At 51.2% G+C, this 20,797-nt stretch carries 24 protein-coding genes and 1 pseudogene; 15 read left to right on the top strand and 10 right to left on the bottom strand.

Going from position 1 to position 20,797, the window contains the following annotated elements:
• From ACO5Z0_RS09835 to ACO5Z0_RS09815, 5 genes are all read right to left on the bottom strand, one after another.
• The coding region (locus ACO5Z0_RS09835; protein WP_485650160.1) for an IS3 family transposase at nucleotides 1-450 on the bottom strand (450 nt) is incomplete at its 3' end.
• A 197-nt stretch (nucleotides 451-647) separates the two neighbouring features.
• Nucleotides 648-2,936 carry an AAA family ATPase gene (locus ACO5Z0_RS09830; protein WP_485650159.1) on the bottom strand — a complete coding sequence of 763 codons (2,289 nt, stop codon included), beginning with the start codon at nucleotides 2,934-2,936 and terminating at the stop codon, nucleotides 648-650.
• A gap of 11 nt (nucleotides 2,937-2,947) precedes the next feature.
• The gene (locus tag ACO5Z0_RS09825; RefSeq protein WP_069180717.1) at nucleotides 2,948-3,139 is read right to left on the bottom strand and encodes a helix-turn-helix domain-containing protein; all 192 of its coding nucleotides are present in this window, start codon (nucleotides 3,137-3,139) and stop codon (nucleotides 2,948-2,950) included.
• 8 nt (nucleotides 3,140-3,147) lie between these two features.
• Nucleotides 3,148-3,786 carry a hypothetical protein gene (locus tag ACO5Z0_RS09820; protein ID WP_485650158.1) on the bottom strand — a complete coding sequence of 213 codons (639 nt, stop codon included), beginning with the start codon at nucleotides 3,784-3,786 and terminating at the stop codon, nucleotides 3,148-3,150.
• Between the two features lie 13 nt (nucleotides 3,787-3,799).
• Nucleotides 3,800-4,612 carry a hypothetical protein gene (locus tag ACO5Z0_RS09815; RefSeq protein ID WP_485650157.1) on the bottom strand — a complete coding sequence of 271 codons (813 nt, stop codon included), beginning with the start codon at nucleotides 4,610-4,612 and terminating at the stop codon, nucleotides 3,800-3,802.
• A gap of 383 nt (nucleotides 4,613-4,995) precedes the next feature.
• On the opposite strand from ACO5Z0_RS09815, the gene ACO5Z0_RS09810 reads away from it, so the two are divergent.
• Entirely contained in the window at nucleotides 4,996-5,640 is a 645-nt protein-coding gene (locus ACO5Z0_RS09810) for a sigma-70 RNA polymerase sigma factor region 4 domain-containing protein (protein ID WP_485650156.1), read from the top strand.
• A 46-nt stretch (nucleotides 5,641-5,686) separates the two neighbouring features.
• Here the strand turns inward: ACO5Z0_RS09810 and ACO5Z0_RS09805 are convergent, their stop codons facing one another.
• The 5 genes from ACO5Z0_RS09805 to ACO5Z0_RS09785 all read right to left on the bottom strand — a co-directional run bounded on the left by ACO5Z0_RS09805 (nucleotide 5,687) and on the right by ACO5Z0_RS09785 (nucleotide 9,888).
• On the bottom strand, nucleotides 5,687-7,636 hold the full coding sequence (locus ACO5Z0_RS09805) for a DNA polymerase (protein WP_485650155.1): 1,950 nt from the start codon (nucleotides 7,634-7,636) through the stop codon (nucleotides 5,687-5,689).
• Nucleotides 7,637-7,704: 68 nt separating this feature from the next.
• The gene (locus tag ACO5Z0_RS09800) at nucleotides 7,705-8,265 is read right to left on the bottom strand and encodes a DUF2815 family protein (RefSeq protein ID WP_485650154.1); all 561 of its coding nucleotides are present in this window, start codon (nucleotides 8,263-8,265) and stop codon (nucleotides 7,705-7,707) included.
• Nucleotides 8,266-8,371: 106 nt separating this feature from the next.
• Complete coding sequence (locus ACO5Z0_RS09795; RefSeq protein ID WP_485650153.1) at nucleotides 8,372-9,508, bottom strand: DUF2800 domain-containing protein; 1,137 nt, start codon at nucleotides 9,506-9,508, stop codon at nucleotides 8,372-8,374.
• Complete coding sequence (locus ACO5Z0_RS09790) at nucleotides 9,501-9,788, bottom strand: NAD-dependent DNA ligase (protein ID WP_485650152.1); 288 nt, start codon at nucleotides 9,786-9,788, stop codon at nucleotides 9,501-9,503. The genes ACO5Z0_RS09795 and ACO5Z0_RS09790 overlap by 8 nt, the downstream gene beginning before the upstream one ends.
• Nucleotides 9,763-9,888 (bottom strand): hypothetical protein, encoded by a 126-nt coding sequence (locus ACO5Z0_RS09785; protein WP_485650151.1) that lies wholly within the window; start codon nucleotides 9,886-9,888, stop codon nucleotides 9,763-9,765. Before ACO5Z0_RS09785 ends, ACO5Z0_RS09790 begins: the two co-directional genes overlap by 26 nt.
• Nucleotides 9,889-10,174: 286 nt before the next feature.
• Between ACO5Z0_RS09785 and ACO5Z0_RS09780 the strand changes: the two genes are divergently transcribed.
• The 14 genes and pseudogenes from ACO5Z0_RS09780 to ACO5Z0_RS09715 all read left to right on the top strand — a co-directional run bounded on the left by ACO5Z0_RS09780 (nucleotide 10,175) and on the right by ACO5Z0_RS09715 (nucleotide 20,753).
• Nucleotides 10,175-10,378, top strand: coding sequence for a hypothetical protein (locus tag ACO5Z0_RS09780; RefSeq protein ID WP_485650150.1), 204 nt, complete (start codon nucleotides 10,175-10,177; stop codon nucleotides 10,376-10,378).
• Nucleotides 10,375-10,767, top strand: a complete 393-nt coding sequence (locus tag ACO5Z0_RS09775) for a DUF7768 domain-containing protein (protein ID WP_485650163.1) — start codon at nucleotides 10,375-10,377, stop codon at nucleotides 10,765-10,767. The genes ACO5Z0_RS09780 and ACO5Z0_RS09775 overlap by 4 nt, the downstream gene beginning before the upstream one ends.
• Nucleotides 10,768-13,623 (top strand): DUF927 domain-containing protein, encoded by a 2,856-nt coding sequence (locus ACO5Z0_RS09770; RefSeq protein ID WP_485650149.1) that lies wholly within the window; start codon nucleotides 10,768-10,770, stop codon nucleotides 13,621-13,623.
• Between the two features lie 266 nt (nucleotides 13,624-13,889).
• Complete coding sequence (locus ACO5Z0_RS09765) at nucleotides 13,890-14,363, top strand: hypothetical protein (protein WP_485650148.1); 474 nt, start codon at nucleotides 13,890-13,892, stop codon at nucleotides 14,361-14,363.
• Nucleotides 14,360-14,641: a VRR-NUC domain-containing protein gene (locus ACO5Z0_RS09760; protein WP_485650147.1), complete on the top strand. Its 282-nt coding sequence runs from the start codon at nucleotides 14,360-14,362 to the stop codon at nucleotides 14,639-14,641. The genes ACO5Z0_RS09765 and ACO5Z0_RS09760 overlap by 4 nt, the downstream gene beginning before the upstream one ends.
• A complete protein-coding gene (locus ACO5Z0_RS09755) occupies nucleotides 14,634-15,311 on the top strand; it encodes an ORF6N domain-containing protein (RefSeq protein WP_485650146.1) in 678 nt (225 codons plus the stop codon). The genes ACO5Z0_RS09760 and ACO5Z0_RS09755 overlap by 8 nt, the downstream gene beginning before the upstream one ends.
• 31 nt (nucleotides 15,312-15,342) lie before the next feature.
• Entirely contained in the window at nucleotides 15,343-16,683 is a 1,341-nt protein-coding gene (locus ACO5Z0_RS09750) for an SNF2-related protein (protein WP_485650145.1), read from the top strand.
• A complete protein-coding gene (locus ACO5Z0_RS09745; protein ID WP_485650144.1) occupies nucleotides 16,684-17,040 on the top strand; it encodes a hypothetical protein in 357 nt (118 codons plus the stop codon). It abuts the gene before it with no gap.
• A gap of 1 nt (nucleotide 17,041) precedes the next feature.
• Nucleotides 17,042-17,446 (top strand): RNA polymerase subunit sigma-70, encoded by a 405-nt coding sequence (locus tag ACO5Z0_RS09740; protein WP_485650143.1) that lies wholly within the window; start codon nucleotides 17,042-17,044, stop codon nucleotides 17,444-17,446.
• 161 nt (nucleotides 17,447-17,607) lie between these two features.
• A complete protein-coding gene (locus ACO5Z0_RS09735) occupies nucleotides 17,608-17,964 on the top strand; it encodes an HNH endonuclease (RefSeq protein WP_485650142.1) in 357 nt (118 codons plus the stop codon).
• 111 nt (nucleotides 17,965-18,075) lie between these two features.
• Nucleotides 18,076-18,645, top strand: a complete 570-nt coding sequence (locus ACO5Z0_RS09730) for a P27 family phage terminase small subunit (RefSeq protein ID WP_485650141.1) — start codon at nucleotides 18,076-18,078, stop codon at nucleotides 18,643-18,645.
• Nucleotides 18,646-18,650: 5 nt separating this feature from the next.
• Nucleotides 18,651-19,914 (top strand): annotated as a pseudogene (locus ACO5Z0_RS09725) (site-specific DNA-methyltransferase).
• The gene (locus ACO5Z0_RS09720) at nucleotides 19,914-20,456 is read left to right on the top strand and encodes an N-acetylmuramoyl-L-alanine amidase family protein (RefSeq protein ID WP_485650140.1); all 543 of its coding nucleotides are present in this window, start codon (nucleotides 19,914-19,916) and stop codon (nucleotides 20,454-20,456) included. Before ACO5Z0_RS09725 ends, ACO5Z0_RS09720 begins: the two are co-directional and overlap by 1 nt.
• Nucleotides 20,457-20,753: a prevent-host-death protein gene (locus tag ACO5Z0_RS09715; protein WP_485650139.1), complete on the top strand. Its 297-nt coding sequence runs from the start codon at nucleotides 20,457-20,459 to the stop codon at nucleotides 20,751-20,753.
• Nucleotides 20,754-20,797 lie beyond the last annotated feature (44 nt).

Raw genomic sequence — 20,797 nt, 5'->3', positions numbered from 1 at the left:
CATACGACGATCCGTCAAGCTTGCAACAACGCTGCGATCATACAGATCAATAATCGTACAGTTGTATCGGACATCGCCTCCTTTGAGAAATAAATAGGTGAAATCTGTTGCCCATTTCTGATTGATTTGTGTTGCCGTAAAATCTTGCTTGAGCAGATTCTCAAACTTCTTATGCTCTATGCCACCTTGATATCTTGGAGCTTTTTGCCGCACAATAGAGCGCAATCCCAGTTCTGTGTTCATGTACTTATGAACCGTCAGGGCAGAAAGCTCGATACCTTTGCGCGCCAGATCAACCTGCATCCTGCGGTACCCGGCAACGCCATTGGTTTCATGGTATAGGGCTTGAATTTGACGCAGGATGTTCTGTTTTCGGGCATCTTCTTTTGCCCGCCTGTGCTTTCGGTAGTTGTAATAAGCATTCGGATAAATTCCAAAACGCCGCAGCAACCACCGGACGCCGAACAGATTCCGATGTTCATCGATGAATCGATATGCCTCTAGTCGATTCCTTTTGCGAAGAATGCCGCTGCTTTTTTAGGAAAAGGTTTTCTTTGCGTGCATCTGCGAGTTCTTCGCGCAAGTGAAGTGGTATACTAAAACTGGATACAGAAGGGGATATCGAGTGTAATCAAGCACTGCATATTTTATGATCTCACCGTTTCCATCATCATGCGGTAGTGCTGATCTTGCCCCATAATCTCAAACACTTTCTCAAAGGTAGACTTGAGGCTTTGAATATCTTCGGTATCTTCCACATAATCGAATCCTGCATTAAATCCCTGTGTGTCAGAGCCGACATATTGCAATAACGCATTGATGGATTGGACAAGCTCTTCATCTCTGTTCCCGTCAGCATCGTTGAATACGGTTTCGTCCTTGAAGATGCGTTCGCGGAGAACGTGCCCTTCGAAGCCGCTGATCTGCAGGAAGTAATAGTCCAGTATGTGCCGCATAACCCGTTTCAAGGCGATGGCAGACTTTACCTCGCCATATTCATGCCAAAGTGCCGCATAGGAGTTTTGGACAGGATTGTAATTATGGGGGATGGTTGGCTCTTTAGCGTGTGGATTATGCTTGGTGCAGCAGAGAACTTCAGAGATGTTATTGGTCTTTTTTACAAGATAGAAATTCACACATTCCCATTGCTTTATTCTATCATAGGAAATCCCGTGCAGGAAATAGGCGTTGTGAGTCAGAATGAACATTTGCCTGATAAATCGTTTGGCATCCGCTTTTGCCGGATGTCCATTGTTGTAGCAAATGCCAATCAACTCGCGGATGATGGTGCTGACGATGAAAAGTGAACTGCTGTCCATACTGGACACTGGGTCGTCGATGACCACGATTCTGTCTTTGAAAACGGCATCGGCGGATTCTCTTCCCCATACCTTGTGATAGAAATACAGAAAGGCAATAAAGTTTTTCTCGCCCTCACTCAAGCCATGGGCGGGGGAGTTGTCATCACGGACGATGACATACCTGTTTTTATCCTCATCCTTGTTGCCCTTCTTCCTAAGATGGAAGCCTTGAAAGCCCGAGTCGGACAAAGTTTTGTTTATGGCGAGCATGGTGGAATCTATGCCCTTGATTTCCTTCGCAAGGTCGGTTATTTCGTCACTGAGGGCTTTCCCCTTATCAGTAAGCGTTTTTAATTCGGCATTCAAAGCGTCTGTTTCGGTTTTGTTGGCGTGCATCTTCCTTATGTAGTCTGTCTTGACAGATTTCACCAAGAAGGACATATGCTGCCATACAGCGGTCACACATTCAGCCTTCTTGGTTGCGCGGGATTTTATGATTTCGTTGTAAGATTTGATGTCTTGGTTAAATCCATCAATCAACGCAGCTATCTCAGTTATTTTGTCATCAAGTGGTTCTATGCTTTTGACAGTACCCGGCGTTTCCACCTTATCTGCCAAGTGTTCCTTATTCAACTTGATGGTAGTTGCCAGCGCACCAACTTTATCATCATATGCCGAGAAGTCGATTTGAGGAAATGCACCGAGTTTGTTATTTTGCAGCAGGGTAATGAGTGCCGTAGTTTTCTGTTCGTACTCCGATATGAAGCCTTGAAGTTTCTGTATATCTTGCCGATAATGTTCGTCAAAGCAGGCAGCAAATTGCTCTTCAAAATCATCATCGAGCTTCTTCATACAATATGGGCATTTCCCATCCGACTTATGGGCATAGGTATCATGACTGCGCCTAAGCCAGTCGGTAGCACCGATTCTTTTGATGAATTTGGCATATTCGTTGTCGGAACTGCTGATAATTTTCTCATCCAGCAAGTCAAAGCCGTCGATCTTGTCCTCAGCGAGCAGCTGGGGCTTTTTTAATTCCGTATAGGTAGTAGCATCGCTTCCGAAAGCAATATCGTAAAGACGATGAAGTTCGTCGAGATTAGCTTCTTTGGCTGTGATGCTCGTTAGCAGTTGGTCACATACGATTGCTTTTGTAATACGGTTAGAAATCTTTGCTTTGACAGCCTTTGGAAAATCCGCTCTTGGAGCGGCCGTGAGACTCCAGAAACGGCTCTCTAACTCTCCCCGCAAAGAAGCAGGTAATTTTTCTTTCCCTTCTTTGGTTTTCTTTTGGGTAGCGTATTGTTCCCGGAGTTTATCGAGTTCTTCCTGTTTGGCAGAAATTTGGTTTTGCTTTTCAATATCCTCGGCATTCATGCTGAATACACCCGGCATGGATCTGTCTTCCTGCAAATTCTCACGAATGAAGTCTTGATTATACACCAACACCTCATAGGCAGATACATCGGGAAAAAGTCCTTCTCTTTTTCCCTTGAAGCACTGAGCAATGGTTGATTTCCCCGCACCGTTCTTACCGAAGAAGAAGTTGATAAGCGTCGGCTCTATGCTCCTATTCTGATAGGTGTTGGTGTTTAGGGTGATCTTTTGGACAACTCCGGGTAATTTTTCATCCATGATGAGTACTCCTATTCGGATATCTTTCCATTCCTTACATAATCATCCACTTCAGATATTTTAAACTTGTAGCGTTTTCCCGCTTTATAAAACGGTATCTTATTTCCCCTTATCCATGCTCTGACCGTATCCTTGCTAACGCTGAGATATTCAGCTACATCTTCCAAGTTTACCCATTTTTCAAGTTGTGTATCTTTTTCCATTGGTTGCCTCATAATAGTGGGAATCCCATATCAACAAGTTCAGCGATTAAATCGATTTTCTTTATGCTCCAATGAGAACGATTGAATTCGTTATAAGAGGAATCGCCATATAAATCCAATTCAAATAACGCTTCGTTTATTCTCTGCTGTGGAAGGCGATAAATGACGTGAGGATAGATCATCACGCCGTTTCTTCGAACCTTGATCTGTTTAATATAGCCAAAGCCGACAGACTGATCCGTATCTGCCCATCCGCCATGTCTGTTCTCATTGGCAAACAGGCATGGAAAGGAAATCACCTTCTGTACTGTCGAGTCATCCTTCAAAGTCGAAAACATCTCTTTTACATCGCTGTCCATAAACTCCGTTAAGGCTCTGTCAGAAGCCACCTTGAAGGGGGTGAGGTGTTCAATCTCTAAATCTGCGCCCCATACGAACAGGTTGTAATAATCGCGGTTAAAATTTATTCCTTGTGCATTGGGTGTAAGAAGCGGGGGTGGCACATCAGACAATGGAATATTAAGGTGCAGATGGTCGATTTTATTATTGGCAACAAGGTTGTTGATTCCTACAGCAACATTCCTTTGAACATCCGGCACATACGTATTCAGAAGCGGAGGAAGAACGGTTTGCAGTTCACTTGCCAATTTCAAGTTCCTCCTATGACAGCGTCAGATTTTGAATCGTATTTCCGTGGATGTTGTTTTTTATCTTAATGTCGTAGTAGTTGTTGATTGTTGGCTCTTGTGGCTCAACATGAGCAGTAAATTCCTGCGAGTCAAATATCCCATCAGTTTCGGTCTCAGTAGGCTCTTCGATTTTTGCCGATGTTACGTTTATAGACATCGTTATGTCACTCCCAACAGTCCCTCTGTAATCGTTACGTTTAGGATACCACGATTGATATGTTTCCGCTCCCAGTTCGTTTTTCTCGGCACGGTTCATAATAACGAAGTGCCAAATGCCAAGGAGGAATGGCTCAATGTAGATTTTGTCCGTGCTGTCAATATCCTTCTTTGAGATCGGGCTTCCGTCCGGCAAAATATAGAATTCATCTATTGATTTTATGGTGTCATCATCCTTAATCATGCCGAGAAGACAACGCGCCAATTGCTCTCCGTTTCGGGGAACATCGATGCATTCCGAGACAAAATTGGCCATCATATAGAGAGCCTTGGAATTGTCGCTTCGTACATCTCGGTCAAACTTCATGCGGGAATCGTTGTCGGCGAAACCCGTAAAGGAAGCTAAGGAGTTCTGACACACCTTGAACTGGCTGGTGTATGTTTTGATGCTGCCTCCGGCATCGGCAGGAAATTCACCAAGCCTATATATTGACAACAGCCTCCTGAACACTTCTCGTTCAGGGAGGCTTTCTTTTTGCCCATTCATATGGTCGGTAGAAGTGGTAGTGCGCTCCGTCACCCGCAAAATTTGGGTGAGAAATGTGCCGCCGCACAAATATGGAATCATGGTTCTTCCTTCTTTGTCGCTGATTGTCAGAAATTAACTCAATTAACTGGATTAACACTTGTAGGGGATTGCATTTAACTCAATTAACAATAATCTGAAGTCGAGAGGTGGTTGAGAGGCAATCTTCATGTCTCATAGCAAACCACACTCAATCATTATATCACAGATTTACAGTTTGCCTATATGACGAACAAAGTTTCTGTGAAATTCGCTGCCTCAAGGCTCACCTTCTCCGGAGAGGGTGCCCAGAGCGGAGAGGCGGCAGGATATTAGTTAACGCCAACCTACTGGGGTGGTTGGTCATCAGGAAATGAGGATTCGTTCATGATGGCCAACAAAATACATATGGTGGACTTGTCCTCATTTGGAGGAGGACAAGTTCAATGGCAAATCAGAGTAAAACCGAGGATTTCTACATCATCATGGAGCTGGGATTCGAGTCAGTATGTGGCTTTGATCCTGCCAACGTCGTAATGTACAAGCCGTACTATGCCAAAGGAACGACGGCAAAGGCGTACAAATGCTACAAAACGCAGGGGTCTGTCGGCTCTAATCGGGAGTACTGGAATATGGTGCGTCGGGAGGCGCAGCAGAAGGCTCGCGAGAGTCGCTGCATGGTCAGAAGTCCGAAAACGGGGCGGCTCATTCGCTGCGAAAACAACTGCGTCCAATGCCCGGCGTTCCTGAGCGGCGACATCATCAAAGAGAAGAATCGCCCGGCCTCAACGGAATATATTGCGGAAAAGAACCTTGAAGCGCAGCATGGCGACTTCGGTAATTCTTACGCCAGACGGTCTATCGACAGTCCGTTAGTGAACTATATGGAGGACGACATTCTAGACCGTGTTGTGCTGGATGCCTTGATTGAAAAAGCGGCTACGCTTAGTCCTAAGCACGGAGAGATTTTCAAGTTGCTTTTTGACTATGATACACAACAGGCGATTGCCGATGAACTGGGCATGAAGCAGCGGACAGTTTCAGATAAGGTCAAGGCAATTCGGGAGCTGCTTGCGCCCGACATAAGGTAAGCAGAATAAAAAGGAGCATCCTATCGCTGTGACAGGATGCTCCTTTTCAATCTTTCTGATAGAATTCACACTCGAAACCATCGGCGCGGAGCCGTAGCCCCTCCGCCCAAGGCGGAGTTCTTGCCATTTGCTCACAAACGGCAGAGAGCAAGCCGCACTCGTCGCATTCGATGATGATTTCATCGTGAACGTGCGCGACAATATCCATGTGCTTCAACGTCTGTATGGCATAGCAGAGAATGTCACGACTGATGGCTTGTGTGATGTTTTCCACGAGCTTCGGTCCGTACGATTCTATCCGTACCCACTTCTTTGCCGTGTTCAATCCCATATAGGTAATGGATTCGCCGCCGAACTTGTTCTCGCCGATGCGCGGCTTTGCATAGGCAAGCCGTCTGCCGCTCGGAAGTTCGATGAACATCATGCCGCTTTGGTAGATGAACTGGATGCCGTGCGTGACCGTCTTGCTGCGCTCCTTGATGCAGTCCTTTGCAGCTCGGTCGACTGCCCACCAGAAATCCACGATATGCGGATTTGCCGCACGCCAGGCATCCACGAGCGGTTTCAGCTCATCTTCCTTCATTCCGGACTCCAATGCGCCGAATGCCTTCAGCGCACCAACGGATCCGCCGTAGCCACACGCCAGTTCTGCCTGCTTCCCCTTCTGCCTGAGATGCCCATTCTCGCCATGCTTCACCACGTTACAATGAAACATCCTGCCCGCCGTGGCACAGTAGATGTCGCCATCATTTGCAAAAACATCCATGCGCCATTGCTCCTTCGCAAGCCACGACAGCACCCGTGCTTCGATGGCAGAGAAATCTGCAACGATGAACTTCCTGCCCTCCTTGGGGATAAAGGCAGTGCGAATCAACTGGGACAAAACGTCAGGAACAGAGTCGTAGAGGCTGTTGAGGGATTCGAAATCGCTCTGCCGCACAAGGGCGCGGGCATACTCGATGTCAGCGAGATGGTTCTGTGGAAGATTTTGTAATTGAATATTCTTGCTGGAAAATCGCCCGGTGCGGTTCGCGCTGTAGAATCTGAACGTCCCTCTGGCACGATGGTCTGCAGAGGTAACATTCTTCATGGCGATGTATTTTCTCACGGATGACTTGGCAAGCTGCTGCCGCAAGGACAGCGCCTCGCTAAGTTCCGGCGGCGCATTCTTCAACAGCTCCAGCACAGCCTTCTTGTCGAGAGAATCCGTCTCCATACCATGCTGAGAGAGCCATCCCTTCATTTGCTGTACGGAGTTGGGATTGTCCAGCCCTGTGAGTCGTTTCATTCGCCCAGTCAGTTCCTCGTGAGAGCGGGCATCGACGGCGATGGCGTTATCCACCAATTCCATATCTATACGGATGCCGCGATCATTGATTTCTTGGTCGAGATGATATTCATCCCAAAGGAAATCCGGAACGGGGAACTTGGCGAGTCGATGCTGAATTGCCATCTCAACCTCGACATCACGCTTGTTGTACGCCTTGAACATTGCCCACTTATCTGGGGCATGGCAGGGAAGATTGCGTGTCCTGCCGCTGTTCGCTTTGGTGGCCGCGCAGGGCATGCAGAAGAAGCGAATAAGGGACTTTCCTTCTGTCATTTTCTGCTCTTCAAGTCCAAGGACGCTGCCTACATCGGCAAGAGAGAGGGAAAGTCCCATGTACGCTGCCCAAACCATGGTGCATCGCCAGCTTTCGGGGCTAAGGAAGGCAGCACGGAGAAATCCCAAGTCTGACAAGTAGCGTGATAGGCAGACACGCTCAAAGTTGGCATTGAACGCCCATTTGATGACGCTGTTGTCGGTCAGAGCATCCAAAATCTCCTGCGGAATCGGCTCCCCGTTGGCGAGGTCGACGACCTGCACTTCGCCGCCGTCCACGGCATAGGCAAAGAGCAGTATCTCAAAATTTGGCGACTCGGCATATTTGTAAGAGCCGCATTTGGAAATATCTACATCGGAAAATGTTTCTATGTCGATGGAAATCGTATTCATGTCGATTCCTTTCTTGCCAAAAGGCAGCGAGGATTTCTCCCCGCCGCCCTGGCAGAAGCCTTGTCTAATCAGTTGAGAAAATCTTCGTCCTCGTCGGCGAAATCGTCCTCGGCGCGGGTCTTGCCGCCCAGTGGCTCACCGTCGGAAATCTTCTGCAGGTTGTTCAGCCCGCAGGCGATGCCCTTGTTGCCGTTGCTGTTGAAGGCGTAGAAGTTGATGCTGGCACGACCGTAAACGCCGGAATACACCTCGGAGCGTTCGAGAATCGGCTGGCGGGCGGCATCCACGATACCGGGAGCCGTGGCAGAGTTCGCATTGATAAAGTAGCTGTCCTTGTAAGCCTCGTCATCGGGGCGCTCCGCATCGCCATCGCGCAGCGGATTCTTGATTGCCGAGAGCGCAGGCACAGACTTGCTGTTGCCTTTGAGCTTGCTCTGTCCCTCATCGTATGCCGCTTGAATAGCATTCGTGACCGCCGTCACGGTCTTGGTATCGCTCTTCGGGATAATGAGCGACACGCTGTACTTGGGGGAGCCGCCGTTGATGCTCTTCGGCTCCCAGACATTGGCGTAGCTCCAGCGCGTCTTTACGCCCGTGATAACCTTGGTTGGATTGTGAAATTTTGCCATAGTGGTGTTCCTCCTCAAATTTCCTTGTCGGTCAGCGTCAACCAATCAGCCTGCGCCTTGGGGCTTGGCTTCTTGGGACGCTTTCGCATGGGCGGCATTCGCGCCACTAAAGTGTCGATGCCGCTCCAAAATCATCTGCTGCAGTGTTCATTGCCGGACGCTTGTCGCTGTCGGGGACAAGCACCGGCTTTCCGGCTGGTTTATAGACCAGCTCGCCTAAGAGTTCCTCAAACTTCTTCTTGCCAAGTACCTGGCTCATGGCGGTGATGCCTAGGAGCTTTTGCTCATACGGCTCAAAGCCTGCCGCCTTGACTGCCTTGGCTACGGCATCCTCATCGGTGTACTTTCTGTTAGAGCGGCCTTCGACTACCTTGAAGCCATCAAACCGGGTGCCGGAGAGAGCTTTTTGCAGGGCATAATCCTTGACGTCGCCCGCCCAGGAAACCAGATCGTCAATCCTCGGCAAAATGGCGGCAACTTCGCTGTCCTCCAAGGTGGCAGGAACCTCGAAATCGTACTTGGCGAGTTCCAGGTTGTATTCGGCACGTTTCCGGCAGTTCGCCCTGGCCTTGCAGAACTGGCAGTGGTCTCCGGCTTTAAACTCGCCGTTTCCCTCCTGTGACAGTTTGTCAGCGGGGGCGAGGGTGTCACTTGCCCATGCGAGCAATTCGTCTTTTCCCATCTCGTACAGGCTGATGTTTGCCCGGCGAGGCTGATAAATGACGAGGGTGATGCGCTCGATGTCATAGATGCCATCAAACAAGTCCAGTGCACCAAGGGCGTAGCAGGAAAGCTGGCTGTTCTTCTCTGCTGACACCAAATTACCGAGGCCGTGCTTGTAGTCAATGACATACAGCATACGGTCGGCGACAATCACGCAGTCGCCCGTGCCGAAACTTCCCTCCACGTCCACATAGCGAGAGTAATCCAGTCTTTGCTCCACGAGGACGAGCGGATCGTTGCAGGATGTCTTGGCCTGTGCTATGCACTCCAAGACGAAATCCCGGTAGCCGTCGGAGCATTCCTCCATCTCCTCGTCGTAGAAGGAGAGGTGCTTGACGGGATTTCGAACTCTCTTGCCCAGAGCCTTTTCCAGCTTGTAGGCGCAAAGTTCGTGGCAGTCGGTTCCGGCTTGAGCGTATTCGCTGGGCTTGTCGGCGTATTCCTCAGAGAGCCTTGCCGACGGCGGGCAGGCAATCCAGCGTTGGCTTGCCGATGCTGAGAGTAGGGAATGCTTACCCATTGGCCTTCACTCCTCCGATGGCATCGGCTTCTGAAAGAAGCGCTGCATAGTGGGATGGGTCAACTGCAGACAGGCGATCGGCTCCGTATTTCGTGATGAGAGCCTTGACCTCTGCACTGAATCCCGCCTGCGCCGCAAGTATCAGCTTGTGCCGGACATCCTCAAGGGACGGCGGCGTCGGCTCTTCCGATGAGAGATTTTTTGCCAGTTCATCAGCGATGTCCATGATGGATTTCGCCGAGAGCCGCAGGGCTTCAATCTTCGCTGCAAGGTCTTCCATCCTCGCTCCCTCCTTCCGACAGCTTGTCCGCAAGTCGCCTGGCAATGATGCTGATGGCGACCAGCACTTCTGCCAGTTCCTTGTCGTTCTGAGTTTCCATGTGGATGTACCTCTCTTTCCGAGGGGCTTTCCTGCCCCTTCACTATTGAAAGGACAGAAACCTGAGTTTTCAGCGGATAAAATTTAAATATTTTTGCCGTTTCTGCCTCTCGCTATTGAAAGGACAGCAACGGCTATTTTTAGCGAAAAAAAATAGAGCCGCTTTTGGCTCTGGCATTTATAAGGAAAGGAAAAATTTTGTGGATTTATCCGCTAAGAATCCGATCTTCTGTCCTTTCAATAGTGAAGGGCTATGATGCCCGGTGTTTTGAAGGAGGAACGCTTTTATGTTCTATGTCAAGGAAACGATCAACGACGCTATGGAAGTCACAGTCGAGATCAACGACGAGAATGTCTTTTGCCGCTGCCCGCGCTGCGGAGAGGAAGTGCCGATCGACCTCAACGAGTTCTGTGGCGATGCCAAATTCGATCTCTTCGGCACGGCGATCTGCTGCACGGAATGCAGCAGGAAGGTACGGTGCGGCAGATGATGGACTGGAAAAACCACGAAGGTTACGCCGACCCGACGGCGTATGCTGCTCTCAACAGGGCAATCCGAAAAAATCGGTTTGCCTACATCTGCTCGCCGTATCGGGATAACCCGCGCGTCAATGTCATGCGGGCGCGGCAATACTGCAGGTTTGCGGTGAGCCAGGGGCGCATTCCTCTCGCGCCGCACCTGTACTTCCCGCAGTTCATGTCGGAGGGGACGGAGCGCGAGAAGGTTATGCAGATGAACTTCGAGCTTCTGAAGCTGTGCGGCGAGGTCTGGGTGTTCGGCGACAAGATCACCGAGGGCATGGAAGCGGAGATTGCTCATGCCGGGAGGCTGCGGAAGAAGATTCGTTATTTCACCACGAAGTGCGAGGAGGTGCTATGAATGGATTTTTACGAGACTCTTTACGGGAAATGCCAGAATTGCACGTTTTCCGTGATCACCCTTCCCGACAAAGGAGTGCGGCACTTTGAGACCATAGCTTCCATGCGGGAGGAAATCGGCAGGGTGGGAGATACCCGCAATACCTACATTCACCCCTGGCCGAGACGCAAAGGCATCAAAGATGGCGTGCGCGGTGATTCGGCAGACACCATGTACGCCACTTGCCTTTTCGCCGACATTGACATCAAGAGCGAGGCGCATAGAGAACAGATGCTTCCGGCATCCCGGGCGGAAGTTCTTTCTTTTTTAGATGCGTTTCCTCTGAAAGCGACCTTCACGGTTTTTACGGGACACGGCATTCATGCCTACTGGCTCTTTGACGCGCCGATTCATTTGACCGATGCCAATCGGGATAAGATGGAGAAACTTCTCGCGGGATTTGGACGCTGCCTTATGAAAAAAGCGAAAGATGAACGGGGATGGCGCATCGACCCGGTATTTGACCCGGCGAGAATGTTACGGGCTGTGGGCAGCATGAATCTGAAAATAGGGGAGAAAATCCCCTGTGAGGTGATTGCGGAAAATGAAGCGTTCTACAAGCCGGAAGATTTTCACGCCTACGTATTGGATGCGCCCAAGCCGCGAACGGAAGAATTTCATGTGGACGAACGTGTCATTGGGAGTGCCGAGAGAATCATGGAAGGCTGCGCGGCATTAAAGCAGATGACCGAACAGCCGGATAACGTCAGCGAACCTCTGTGGCACGCCCTTTGCACCAATGTGGCGCTCGCCAAGGACGGCGAGGAGAAGTTTCAAGAGTGGAGTTCCCTGTACAGCCATTATTCCCCGATGGAAACACAACACAAGCTGCGTTCTGCCCGCAATGCCAATAAACCCTGCACCTGCCGTTACATCAAGGATTGCGGTTTGTTTCCCTGCCCCGATGGCGGCTGCGGCGTAAAGGCACCCATCGTTCTTGCCCTTTACACGAAGTTCGAGCAGTTGGAGATTATTTTGGGCAAGGATACCTTGTCGGCAGAAGAACTCCTCGACCCCTATGTGGTGGGATTGCTCCCTTACGCCAAGGAAAACTGCCCCGCCGAATATTCACGGCTGAAACTTGCGGCGAAAAAAGTGGGCATCGGCATGCGGGATTTTGACCGCATAGCCAAAAAGGAGGAGGAAAAGCGGGACGTTGGAATTCCTTTTGATGCCGAGCCGGAGGAAATCAAGCTGAAGGGCATAGATTTGCATGGAGCCATGACGCCCAAAGGCTATCGCATCACCATGGAGTATGGGGTGGAGTCCTTCTACTTCGACGAAGGTGCGCTCGTTTCCTCAAACCTTTGCCCGGAGCCGCTCGTCATAGAACGCCGAATGGAAAATATCGACAACGGCACGGAGCGGTTCGAGCTTGCTTATCATCGCAGCCGCAAATGGAAACGGCTGATGGTGTCAAGGGCGATTGCGCTGAACAAGTCCTCGGTAGTCAGGTTGGCAGATAATGGCGTACCCGTGTCTACAGATAACGCCGATGGCGTGGTTCATTATCTTTCCCGCTACGAGGCAGAAAACGACAAAAAGATCCCTTTTGTACGCAGTATCGGTCGTATCGGCTGGCTTGGGGAAAAGGAATTCTACCCGTATATACTCGAAAGCCCGGTGGAATATGAGGACAAAGACGATGCGGCGATGATTGCGGCAATGAAGGAGCAAGGAAATTTTGAGACATGGCTTGCCTTTGCGAGAAAGCTACGGGGACAGACATACGCCCGAGCCATTATGGCTGCATCCTTTGCCTCCATCCTATTGGAAAAACTGAAAAGGCGTGTGGCGATTATCCATATCTGGCACTCATCCCGCAGTGGCAAAACGGCGGCTCTTAAATTCGCACTATCCGTTTGGGGAGACCCCATGAAACTCATGGGAAATTTCAACAGCACCGCTGTCGGCTTGGAGCGGAGAGCAGGGACTCTTCGCCACTTGCCTTTGGGCTTGGACGAATTGCAGGTCTTGAACGAGCGAAGGCTGTCGCCCTCGATGGTGGTTTATTCTTTGGGCAACGGCTACGGCAAAACTCGTGGAGCGAAAGCCGGAGGATTGCAGGAAGTCCCGGTATGGCGAAATGCCATCATCAGCACAGGGGAGCAGCCGCTTACCAATGAGGCCACCATGGACGGCGTACATAGTCGCGTTTTGGAACTTTACGGTCAGCCCATCTCCGATGCGGATTTTGGACGCAAGGTACACCAAGCAAGCGAAAACCATTATGGTTTCGCGGGGAAAGTGTATCTCGAACACATCGTAGACACGGATTTGAGCGATGAGTTTGAGGAAATCCGGGAGAGCATTGGCGACGGCGACCAAGGAGTGCATCTGGACACGGTAGCTTTATTGGCATTGGCGGACTATCACGCAGGAATATCGGTATTCGGCGAAACCAAGCGAAAGGCGTGGAAGGATGCCATTTCCTTTGGCAAGCGCATACTGACCAACGCCAAGGAGAACGAGCCGGAGGATGTTGTTGACCGGGCTTACGATTTCGTCACCGACTGGATTGCCGCCAACAGAAAACGCTTCGCCCAAGACGCCATACCTTGCTTGGGTAAAATCGAACCCGGCAAGGTACTGGTCATCGCCACAGAACTGAGGCGGGCATTGGAGGACAACGGCTTTTCTTATACCAAGTGCCGTAAAGGATTCCGAGACCGGGGCTATGTCGATACCTTTGAGGACAGTCAAGGCAAAAGCCGCAGTCAATATCTGCGGAATATTCAAGGCGTAAATGTCCGAGTGTTTTGTTTTCCCATCCAAGTGGAGAATATTTACCCTCCTGATGAGGATTTTTTGACATGACGGTGGTTAAAAATCGAGGAAAAAACCGTCCAAGAACCCAATGATTTCAAGGGTTCTCGCTCAGATAACCACTTTATCACCTTTTCCGCGCACACATTAACTTATATATAGAAAAAGATAATGAAGTATGGATTACATCGTTTCTATATGAGGGTATGTATTAAGTGGTTACTGTGGTTAAGTGGTTATCTATATAGACATATCAAGGCTTGAAAGGATAACCACTTACGTAACCACCAATTTTTAAGTGGTTAGGAGGAAAGAGGATGTATACCGAGCGATGCAGTGAGAAACTGGAAGCTATGGGCGCACCGCTCGTTGGCTGGTATTGCGAAGATGTCATTGATTGGGGTGAGGCGGCCTTCACCTGTGAACTTTGCGGTTATAAAAACGTGCGGTTTGTCCATGTGATGGCGCATAAGGACTTTTCGGAAAAACTCCGTGTCGGATGTATCTGCGCCGGAAATTTGGAGGGAGATATTTTCGCCGCCAAAGTTCGTGACAAGGAGGCCAGAGCTAAAAGCCGACGCAAGAAAAACTTCTTGAAAAAAGAATGGCGTGAGGAAAGCGGCATGCTGACACTTCGCTTCAAAAAACAGAAATTGACCATCGAGCAAGACAGTTTCCTTGGCAGACCTTACTTCAAGGTTGACATCGACGGCGATTGTTACCAATGGAAAAACAATCGCCGTATCGAAACCTTGACAGCCGCCAAGGAATACATCTTTGAGCTGTTATGAGAGAAAAAATCATCGAAAAGGAACTTGTAGCAAGAGTCAAAGCGATGGGCGGCATCGCGCCCAAGTTCACCTCGCCGGGATTTGATGGAATGCCCGACCGACTGGTGCTTCTTCCTGGCGGCAGGATGGGCTTTGTGGAGCTGAAAGCGCCAGGGAAGAAGGCGAGAGCCTTGCAGATGGCGCGGCACAGGCTGCTTCGGCGGCTGGGATTCAAGGTGTATGTGATTGACGAGATAAATCAGATTGACAGCGTATTGGAGGAGATCGACCATGAATGAACTTACGGTTTTAGAACATAACGACATCCGGGTCATGACCACGGAGCAACTCGCTGAGGCGTATGGATGCGATGTCCAGCACATCAAACAGAATTTCAACAACAACAAAGAGCGGTTCACGGACGGCAAGCACTACTTTCGGCTCGAAGGTGCTGACCTCAAGAGCTTCAAGAGGCAAGTCGAAAATTTCGACCTGCCTGTGAGCAAGTTTGCATCCGCGATTTATCTCTGGACGAAGAGAGGGGCGGCTCGCCACAGCAAGATGCTGGGAACGGAGCGGGCATGGGATGTTTTTGACGAGCTGGAAGAAAGCTACTTCAACCCCATGAAGAACATGACACCAGAGGAATTCCTCCTCTGCAGCGCACAGCGGATGGTGGAGCAGGCAAGGGCGATCAAGGCGGCAAATGCCCGGATCGACAAGGTCGATGAGCGGCTTCTTGAGGTGGAGTCGAGGCAGATGACCATCGACCAGCGTCACTACACCATCATCGGCTATGCCAATCTCACAGGAATCCGTGGGGTGAGTCGGGATGTTGCAGCCAAGCTTGGGCGCAAGGCAGCGGCGATGTCCAGAAAACAGGGCTACCACATCGGCAAAGAATACGACGCCAAATACGGCATGGTGAACACCTATCATGTGGATGTGCTACAGGAAGTTTTCCGGTAATGAATTCAGATGAGATTGGAGGTGATGCCCCGTGAAGTTCATACCGCATGATTACCAGCAGTATGCCATTGATTTCATCGAAAGCCATAAAACTGCCGCCGTACTCCTGGATATGGGACTTGGGAAAACGGTGATTACGCTGACGGCGCTCAACAACCTACTCTTTGATTATTTCGAGATTGGGCGTGTTCTCGTCATTGCGCCGCTCCGTGTGGCAAGAAACACATGGCCGCAGGAAATCGGCAAATGGGAACATTTGAACCATATTCGCTATTCCGTTGCAGTCGGTACAGAGAAAGAGCGGCTGGTCGCTTTACGCAAGCCAGCATCGCTTTATATCATCAACCGCGAGAACGTGCCGTGGCTCGTGGAGAAAACGGACTTCACCTACGATGCCATCGTCATTGACGAACTCTCCTCGTTCAAGAATTGGAGCAGCAAGCGATTCAAGGCGCTTATGAAGGTTCGTCCTCTCGCCAGCCGTGCCATCGGTCTGACGGGTACGCCGTCCGGCAACGGCTTGATGGATTTGTTCGCGGAATTCAAGGTATTGGATATGGGAAAGCGCCTAGGACGATTCATCACGAAGTATCGGCAGGACTACTTCAAGCCGGACAAGCGCAATGGGCAGGTCGTGTTCTCCTACGTTCCCTTGCTCGGAGCCGAGGCGCGGATTTACGAGAAAATCTCCGATATCACCATCTCTATGAAAGCCGCCGATCATCTGAGGATGCCGGAGCTGATTGAGAGCGAATACACGGTGAAGATGAGTGATGATGAGAGAAAGATATACACCGAGATGTGCGAGCAGTTGGTCTTGCAAATGAAGGGCAGCGAGGTGACGGCGGCAAACGCCGGAGTCCTGTCGGGCAAGCTCTCCCAGATGGCGAACGGCGCGGTCTACACGGACGATGGGGCTGTTCTGCATATTCACGACCGCAAACTCGACGCCTTGGAGGACATCGTCGAGAGCATGAACGGCAAGCCGCTTCTTGTGGCGTATTGGTTCAAGCATGATGCAGAGCGCATCGAAACGCGTGTGCCTTGTGTCCGACTGGATACGGATGAGGAAATTGCCCGCTGGAATCGCGGAGAAATCCCCGTTGCTCTGATTCATCCTGCCAGTGCAGGTCACGGGCTGAACCTTCAAAGCGGCGGTTCGACCCTTGTGTGGTTCGGCATCACATGGAGTTTGGAACTCTATCAGCAGACCGCGGCAAGGCTCTATCGGCAGGGGCAGGTCGCCAAGACGGTGGTGGTGCAGCACATCATCGCCGAGGGCACGATTGACGAGAGAATCCTTCGTGCCTTGAAGAAGAAGGACAAGACGCAGGCGGCGCTGATTCAAGCTGTCAAAGCGGAGGTGGGATAAGTGTACCGGAAAAATTACGAGAATCTGGCAAATGCCATCATCGAGCAGGTGGTGACGGACTATCGGAGAGTCGCGAAGTTTCTCAAAAAACATCCTCGCACCGATTCGTTGGAAGCTGTTGTTGCCACTCAGCTTGCCGATAAGGAAAAGCGCCGTGAGGAATGGAAGAACCTCAAGATCCCCAAGGAACGGGAGGAAAAAAGCAAGGAAGAACGATTGTTAGACTCCATCCAGGAGAGCGAACGGATGGCGGCTGAAACGGAGCGGTTCTTCCACTCCAAGTGGTTTGCACAACTTACCTCGCTTGACGGACAGTTGCTTTTCGAGCATATCAAGAAAGAATTGGAGGATGAGTGATATGGCAGCAAAAGAATTTTTGAGCCAAGCCTTGAAGCTGGATCAGCTGATTAACTCCAAACTGGAGGAACTTAACCAATGCCGAAGACTCGCCGAGAGTATCAACGGCAGTCGTTTGGACGAACGGGTCTGCCACAGCGCATCGGAGGAAGCGTCCTACGTCAAATGGGTGGAACGCATCGTGGAGAAAGAAAAAGAATTAGATTCCGAGATTGACCGTTTGGTGAATATAAAAATGAAAATCAGTGGCTTCATCGGCAAAATCAATAATCCTCAATGGCAATGCCTCTTACGGAACCGCTATGTGTTGGGCAAGACATGGGCGGAGATTGCCGAGGAAATGGACTGCAGCGTCCGAAATGTTCTTCGGCTTCACAAAAAAATCTTGGAAAATCTCGAAAACTGACACTTGATGTCACACAAATGCTACTGAATGTCACTGTTAGTCACGTTGCGTGTCACCCCATTGATGTGATAAAGTTCAGAGTAGAAGAGTATGCGTGAACTCGACCTCCAAAGGGAGTACTCCCAGCGGAGGTTTTTTTATGCCCAAAGAGAGGTGAAGTGATGCCGAGGAAACCGAAACGCCCGTGTCGCTACGGCGGCTGTCCCAACTTGACGGACAGGAAGAGCGGTTACTGCGATGAGCACGAGAAGCCGATGCAGAGGCACTACGAGCACTTCACTCGCGGCTACAGACAACATGAGCGATACGGCAGTGTGTGGCGCAGGATTCGCGACCGACACTTAGCACGAGAACCGCTGTGCGAGATGTGCAGAGCGCACGGACACTTCGTCGCGGCGACGCTCGTGCATCACATCAAGCCGCTCGGCGATGGCGGCACGCATGACGAGAACAATCTCATGTCGCTCTGCGTGTCGTGTCATGAAAAGATTCATCAGAGGAGCAGAGGAGATGCCTAGCCCCCCCCGGGGAGGTAAAATCTCCAAAACCGCGCCATTGCTGGACCGGCGATGGGTCACGCGCGAAAAAAGACCGGTTCAAACGGGGGATTAAAGAAAGGAGGGCGAAAGATGGCGAAGGACGGCACGCACCGAGGCGGCAGGCGCATCCGTGCGGGAGACAAGCCCGACGCTCTGGCGGACAAGATTGCAGGCGGCAGGGCGGCGAACATCATGGAGTTTCCCATGACGGAATTGGACGGTGCAGACCTTGCAGATGCCGCAGAGCTTTTCGGTGCAGATATGCCGAATCCGAGCGAGTATCTGTCCGCACGCCAACGTAATGGCAAGTCGCTCGGCGCGGACGAGATTTTTCGCGAAACATGGCTGTGGCTCAAGGAGCGAGGATGCGAGCGATTGGTGAATCCACGCTTGCTCGAAAGCTACGCGCAGGCCTTCGCTCGCTTCATTCAATGCGAGGAAGCTGTGAGTCAATACGGGCTCATTGGCAAGCATCCGACGACAGGCGGCGCGATTGCAAGCCCCTTCGTTCAGATGGGGCAGGCATTCCAGAAGCAGTCCAACCTGCTTTGGTACGAGATTTTCGACATCGTGAAGCAGAACTGCACGACGACGTTCAGCGGCTCGCCACAGGAAGACCGAATGGAGCAGCTGCTTAGGTCAAGGAAAAATGTGAGGTGAAGGCTTTGGACAAAACCACAAGCGAGATGAAGCTCGTACCCATCGACAAACTCGTGCCCTATGCCAACAACGCACGGACACATTCGCAGGAGCAGATCAACAAGCTGCGCGGCAGTTTGCGAGAGTTTGGCTTTATCAATCCTGTCATCATTGACAAGGATTACGGCATCCTTGCAGGTCACGGGCGCGTCGCCGCTGCCAAGGCGGAGGGCATGGAAAGCGTGCCTTGCGTCTTTGCCGAGCATCTGACGGAAGCGCAGAAGAAAGCGTACATCCTCGCAGACAACCGCTTCGCGCTCGATGCGGGATGGGATGAGGAAATGCTGCGCGTCGAGATGGAAGCCTTGCAGGGCATGGACTTCGATGTATCTCTCACGGGCTTCGACGAAGCGGAGATTGCCGATTTGCTCTCAACGGACGACGAAGCGCAGGAAGATGACTTCGATGTAGATGCAGAATTGCAGAAACCATGTGTCTCTCAACCGGGCGACCTTTGGCATCTCGGAAAGCATCGCGTCCTTTGTGGGGGATTCCACTCTGCCGGAGACATACGGGCGTCTGCTCGGCAACGAGAAGGTCAACCTCGTCTGCACGGACCCGCCGTACATGATCCGCCTTGAAAGCACATCGGGAAAAATCAAGAACGACGACCTTTCCGACAAGGATGCCTACGAATTTCTCAAGAGTGCATTTACGGCGTTTCACTCCGCGATGGTAGCGGATGCTTCCATCTACGTATTCTATGCAACAGCAAAAGCCCGCATCTTTCATGACGCTTATGAGGATGCGGGCTTTAAAGTTGGCGCGGGACTCGTGTGGAAGAAAGACCGCCTCGTGCTCACGCGCACGGACTGGAAGTACATTCATGAGCCGATTATCTGGGGCTGGCGCAAGGATGGCAAGCATAAGTGGTACGGCGATCAGAAGCAGACGACAGTCTTTTCCTTTGACCGCATCAAGGACTCGAAAAAGGATGGCTGCGGTCATCCGCCCTCGAAGCCCGTGCCGCTTCTGGCGTATCTCATCCGCCAGTGTACGCAGACGAACGGCATCGTGCTCGACGGTTTCCTCGGCTCGGCGTCGACGCTTATCGCCTGTGAGCAGTTGGGGCGCGTTTGCTACGGCGTGGAGCTTGAGCCGAAGTTCGTGGACGTGGCAGTGGAAAGATACATTCGGAGCAAAGACGGAGCGACGGAAGATGTGTATTTGGAGCGAGATGGAGAGCGCATTCCGTATGTGAATGTGTCGAAAGCGAAGGAGGAAGAGTGATGCGTATATTTTTGAATCCGGGGCACGCCCCTAGCGGCAATCCCGACCCAGGAGCGTGCGGATTTGGACTCCGAGAATGCGACGTGGCAAAGAATGTCGCAGATTTGGTAGCGGGCTATCTCACGGATGCAGGTGTGGAGGTCGTTGGCAATCTCCAATCGGACAGCTTGGAGGAAGTTGTCGATGTCTCCAACGAGAGCGAAGCCGACCTTTTCATCTCGATTCATTGCAATGCCTGCAACGGGAATGCGCGAGGCACGGAAGTCTGGTATTACCACCGAAGCGCATACGGAGAAATGCTTGCCGACTGTATCCGCCATCAGATCGTCGATGCGCTCGGTACGGCAGATCGCGGCAGCAAGGGCGCGAAGCCCGGCGTCAACGGACTGTACGTCCTGAACAACACGGGCGCGACAGCGGTCTTGGTGGAGCTTGCCTTTATTGACAACGAGGAGGATGCACAACTTCTGCGCGACAAGCAAGACGATTTTGCCCGTGCCATCGCACGCGGCGTAACGGATTACGAACAGGAGGTTTTTTAGATGGTGGATTGGAAAATGCTGCAAAGCGAGATGAAGGTTCATGCCGTGGGCTTCGTGCGGAAGGAAGCGAAAGAAGCGGCAGTGCTCTGGCTCAAGGAGAAGGGGCTTCCCGCTGCGAAGGAGATCGCGGTCGCCTACATCGCCGCCTTGAAGGAAAGTGCCGCGAAGGAAACGGGCTGGTGCCGCTTCCGCGACTGCGTGTTCCTGCCGGGCGTGGTGCAGGTGGCGCTCTGGCTTGCGGGCAACATGCTTGAGCGCATGACGGCGGCAGAGCAAAATACCACGAATCGAGCATAAATAGCTTGCTATATTCCTGTTTTTGAGGGATGTATGTAGTGAAA

The organism is Selenomonas sp. (assembly GCF_057272215.1).
Note: the sequence above shows the minus strand (reverse complement) of the source record. Positions and strands in the feature narration are given on the sequence as shown.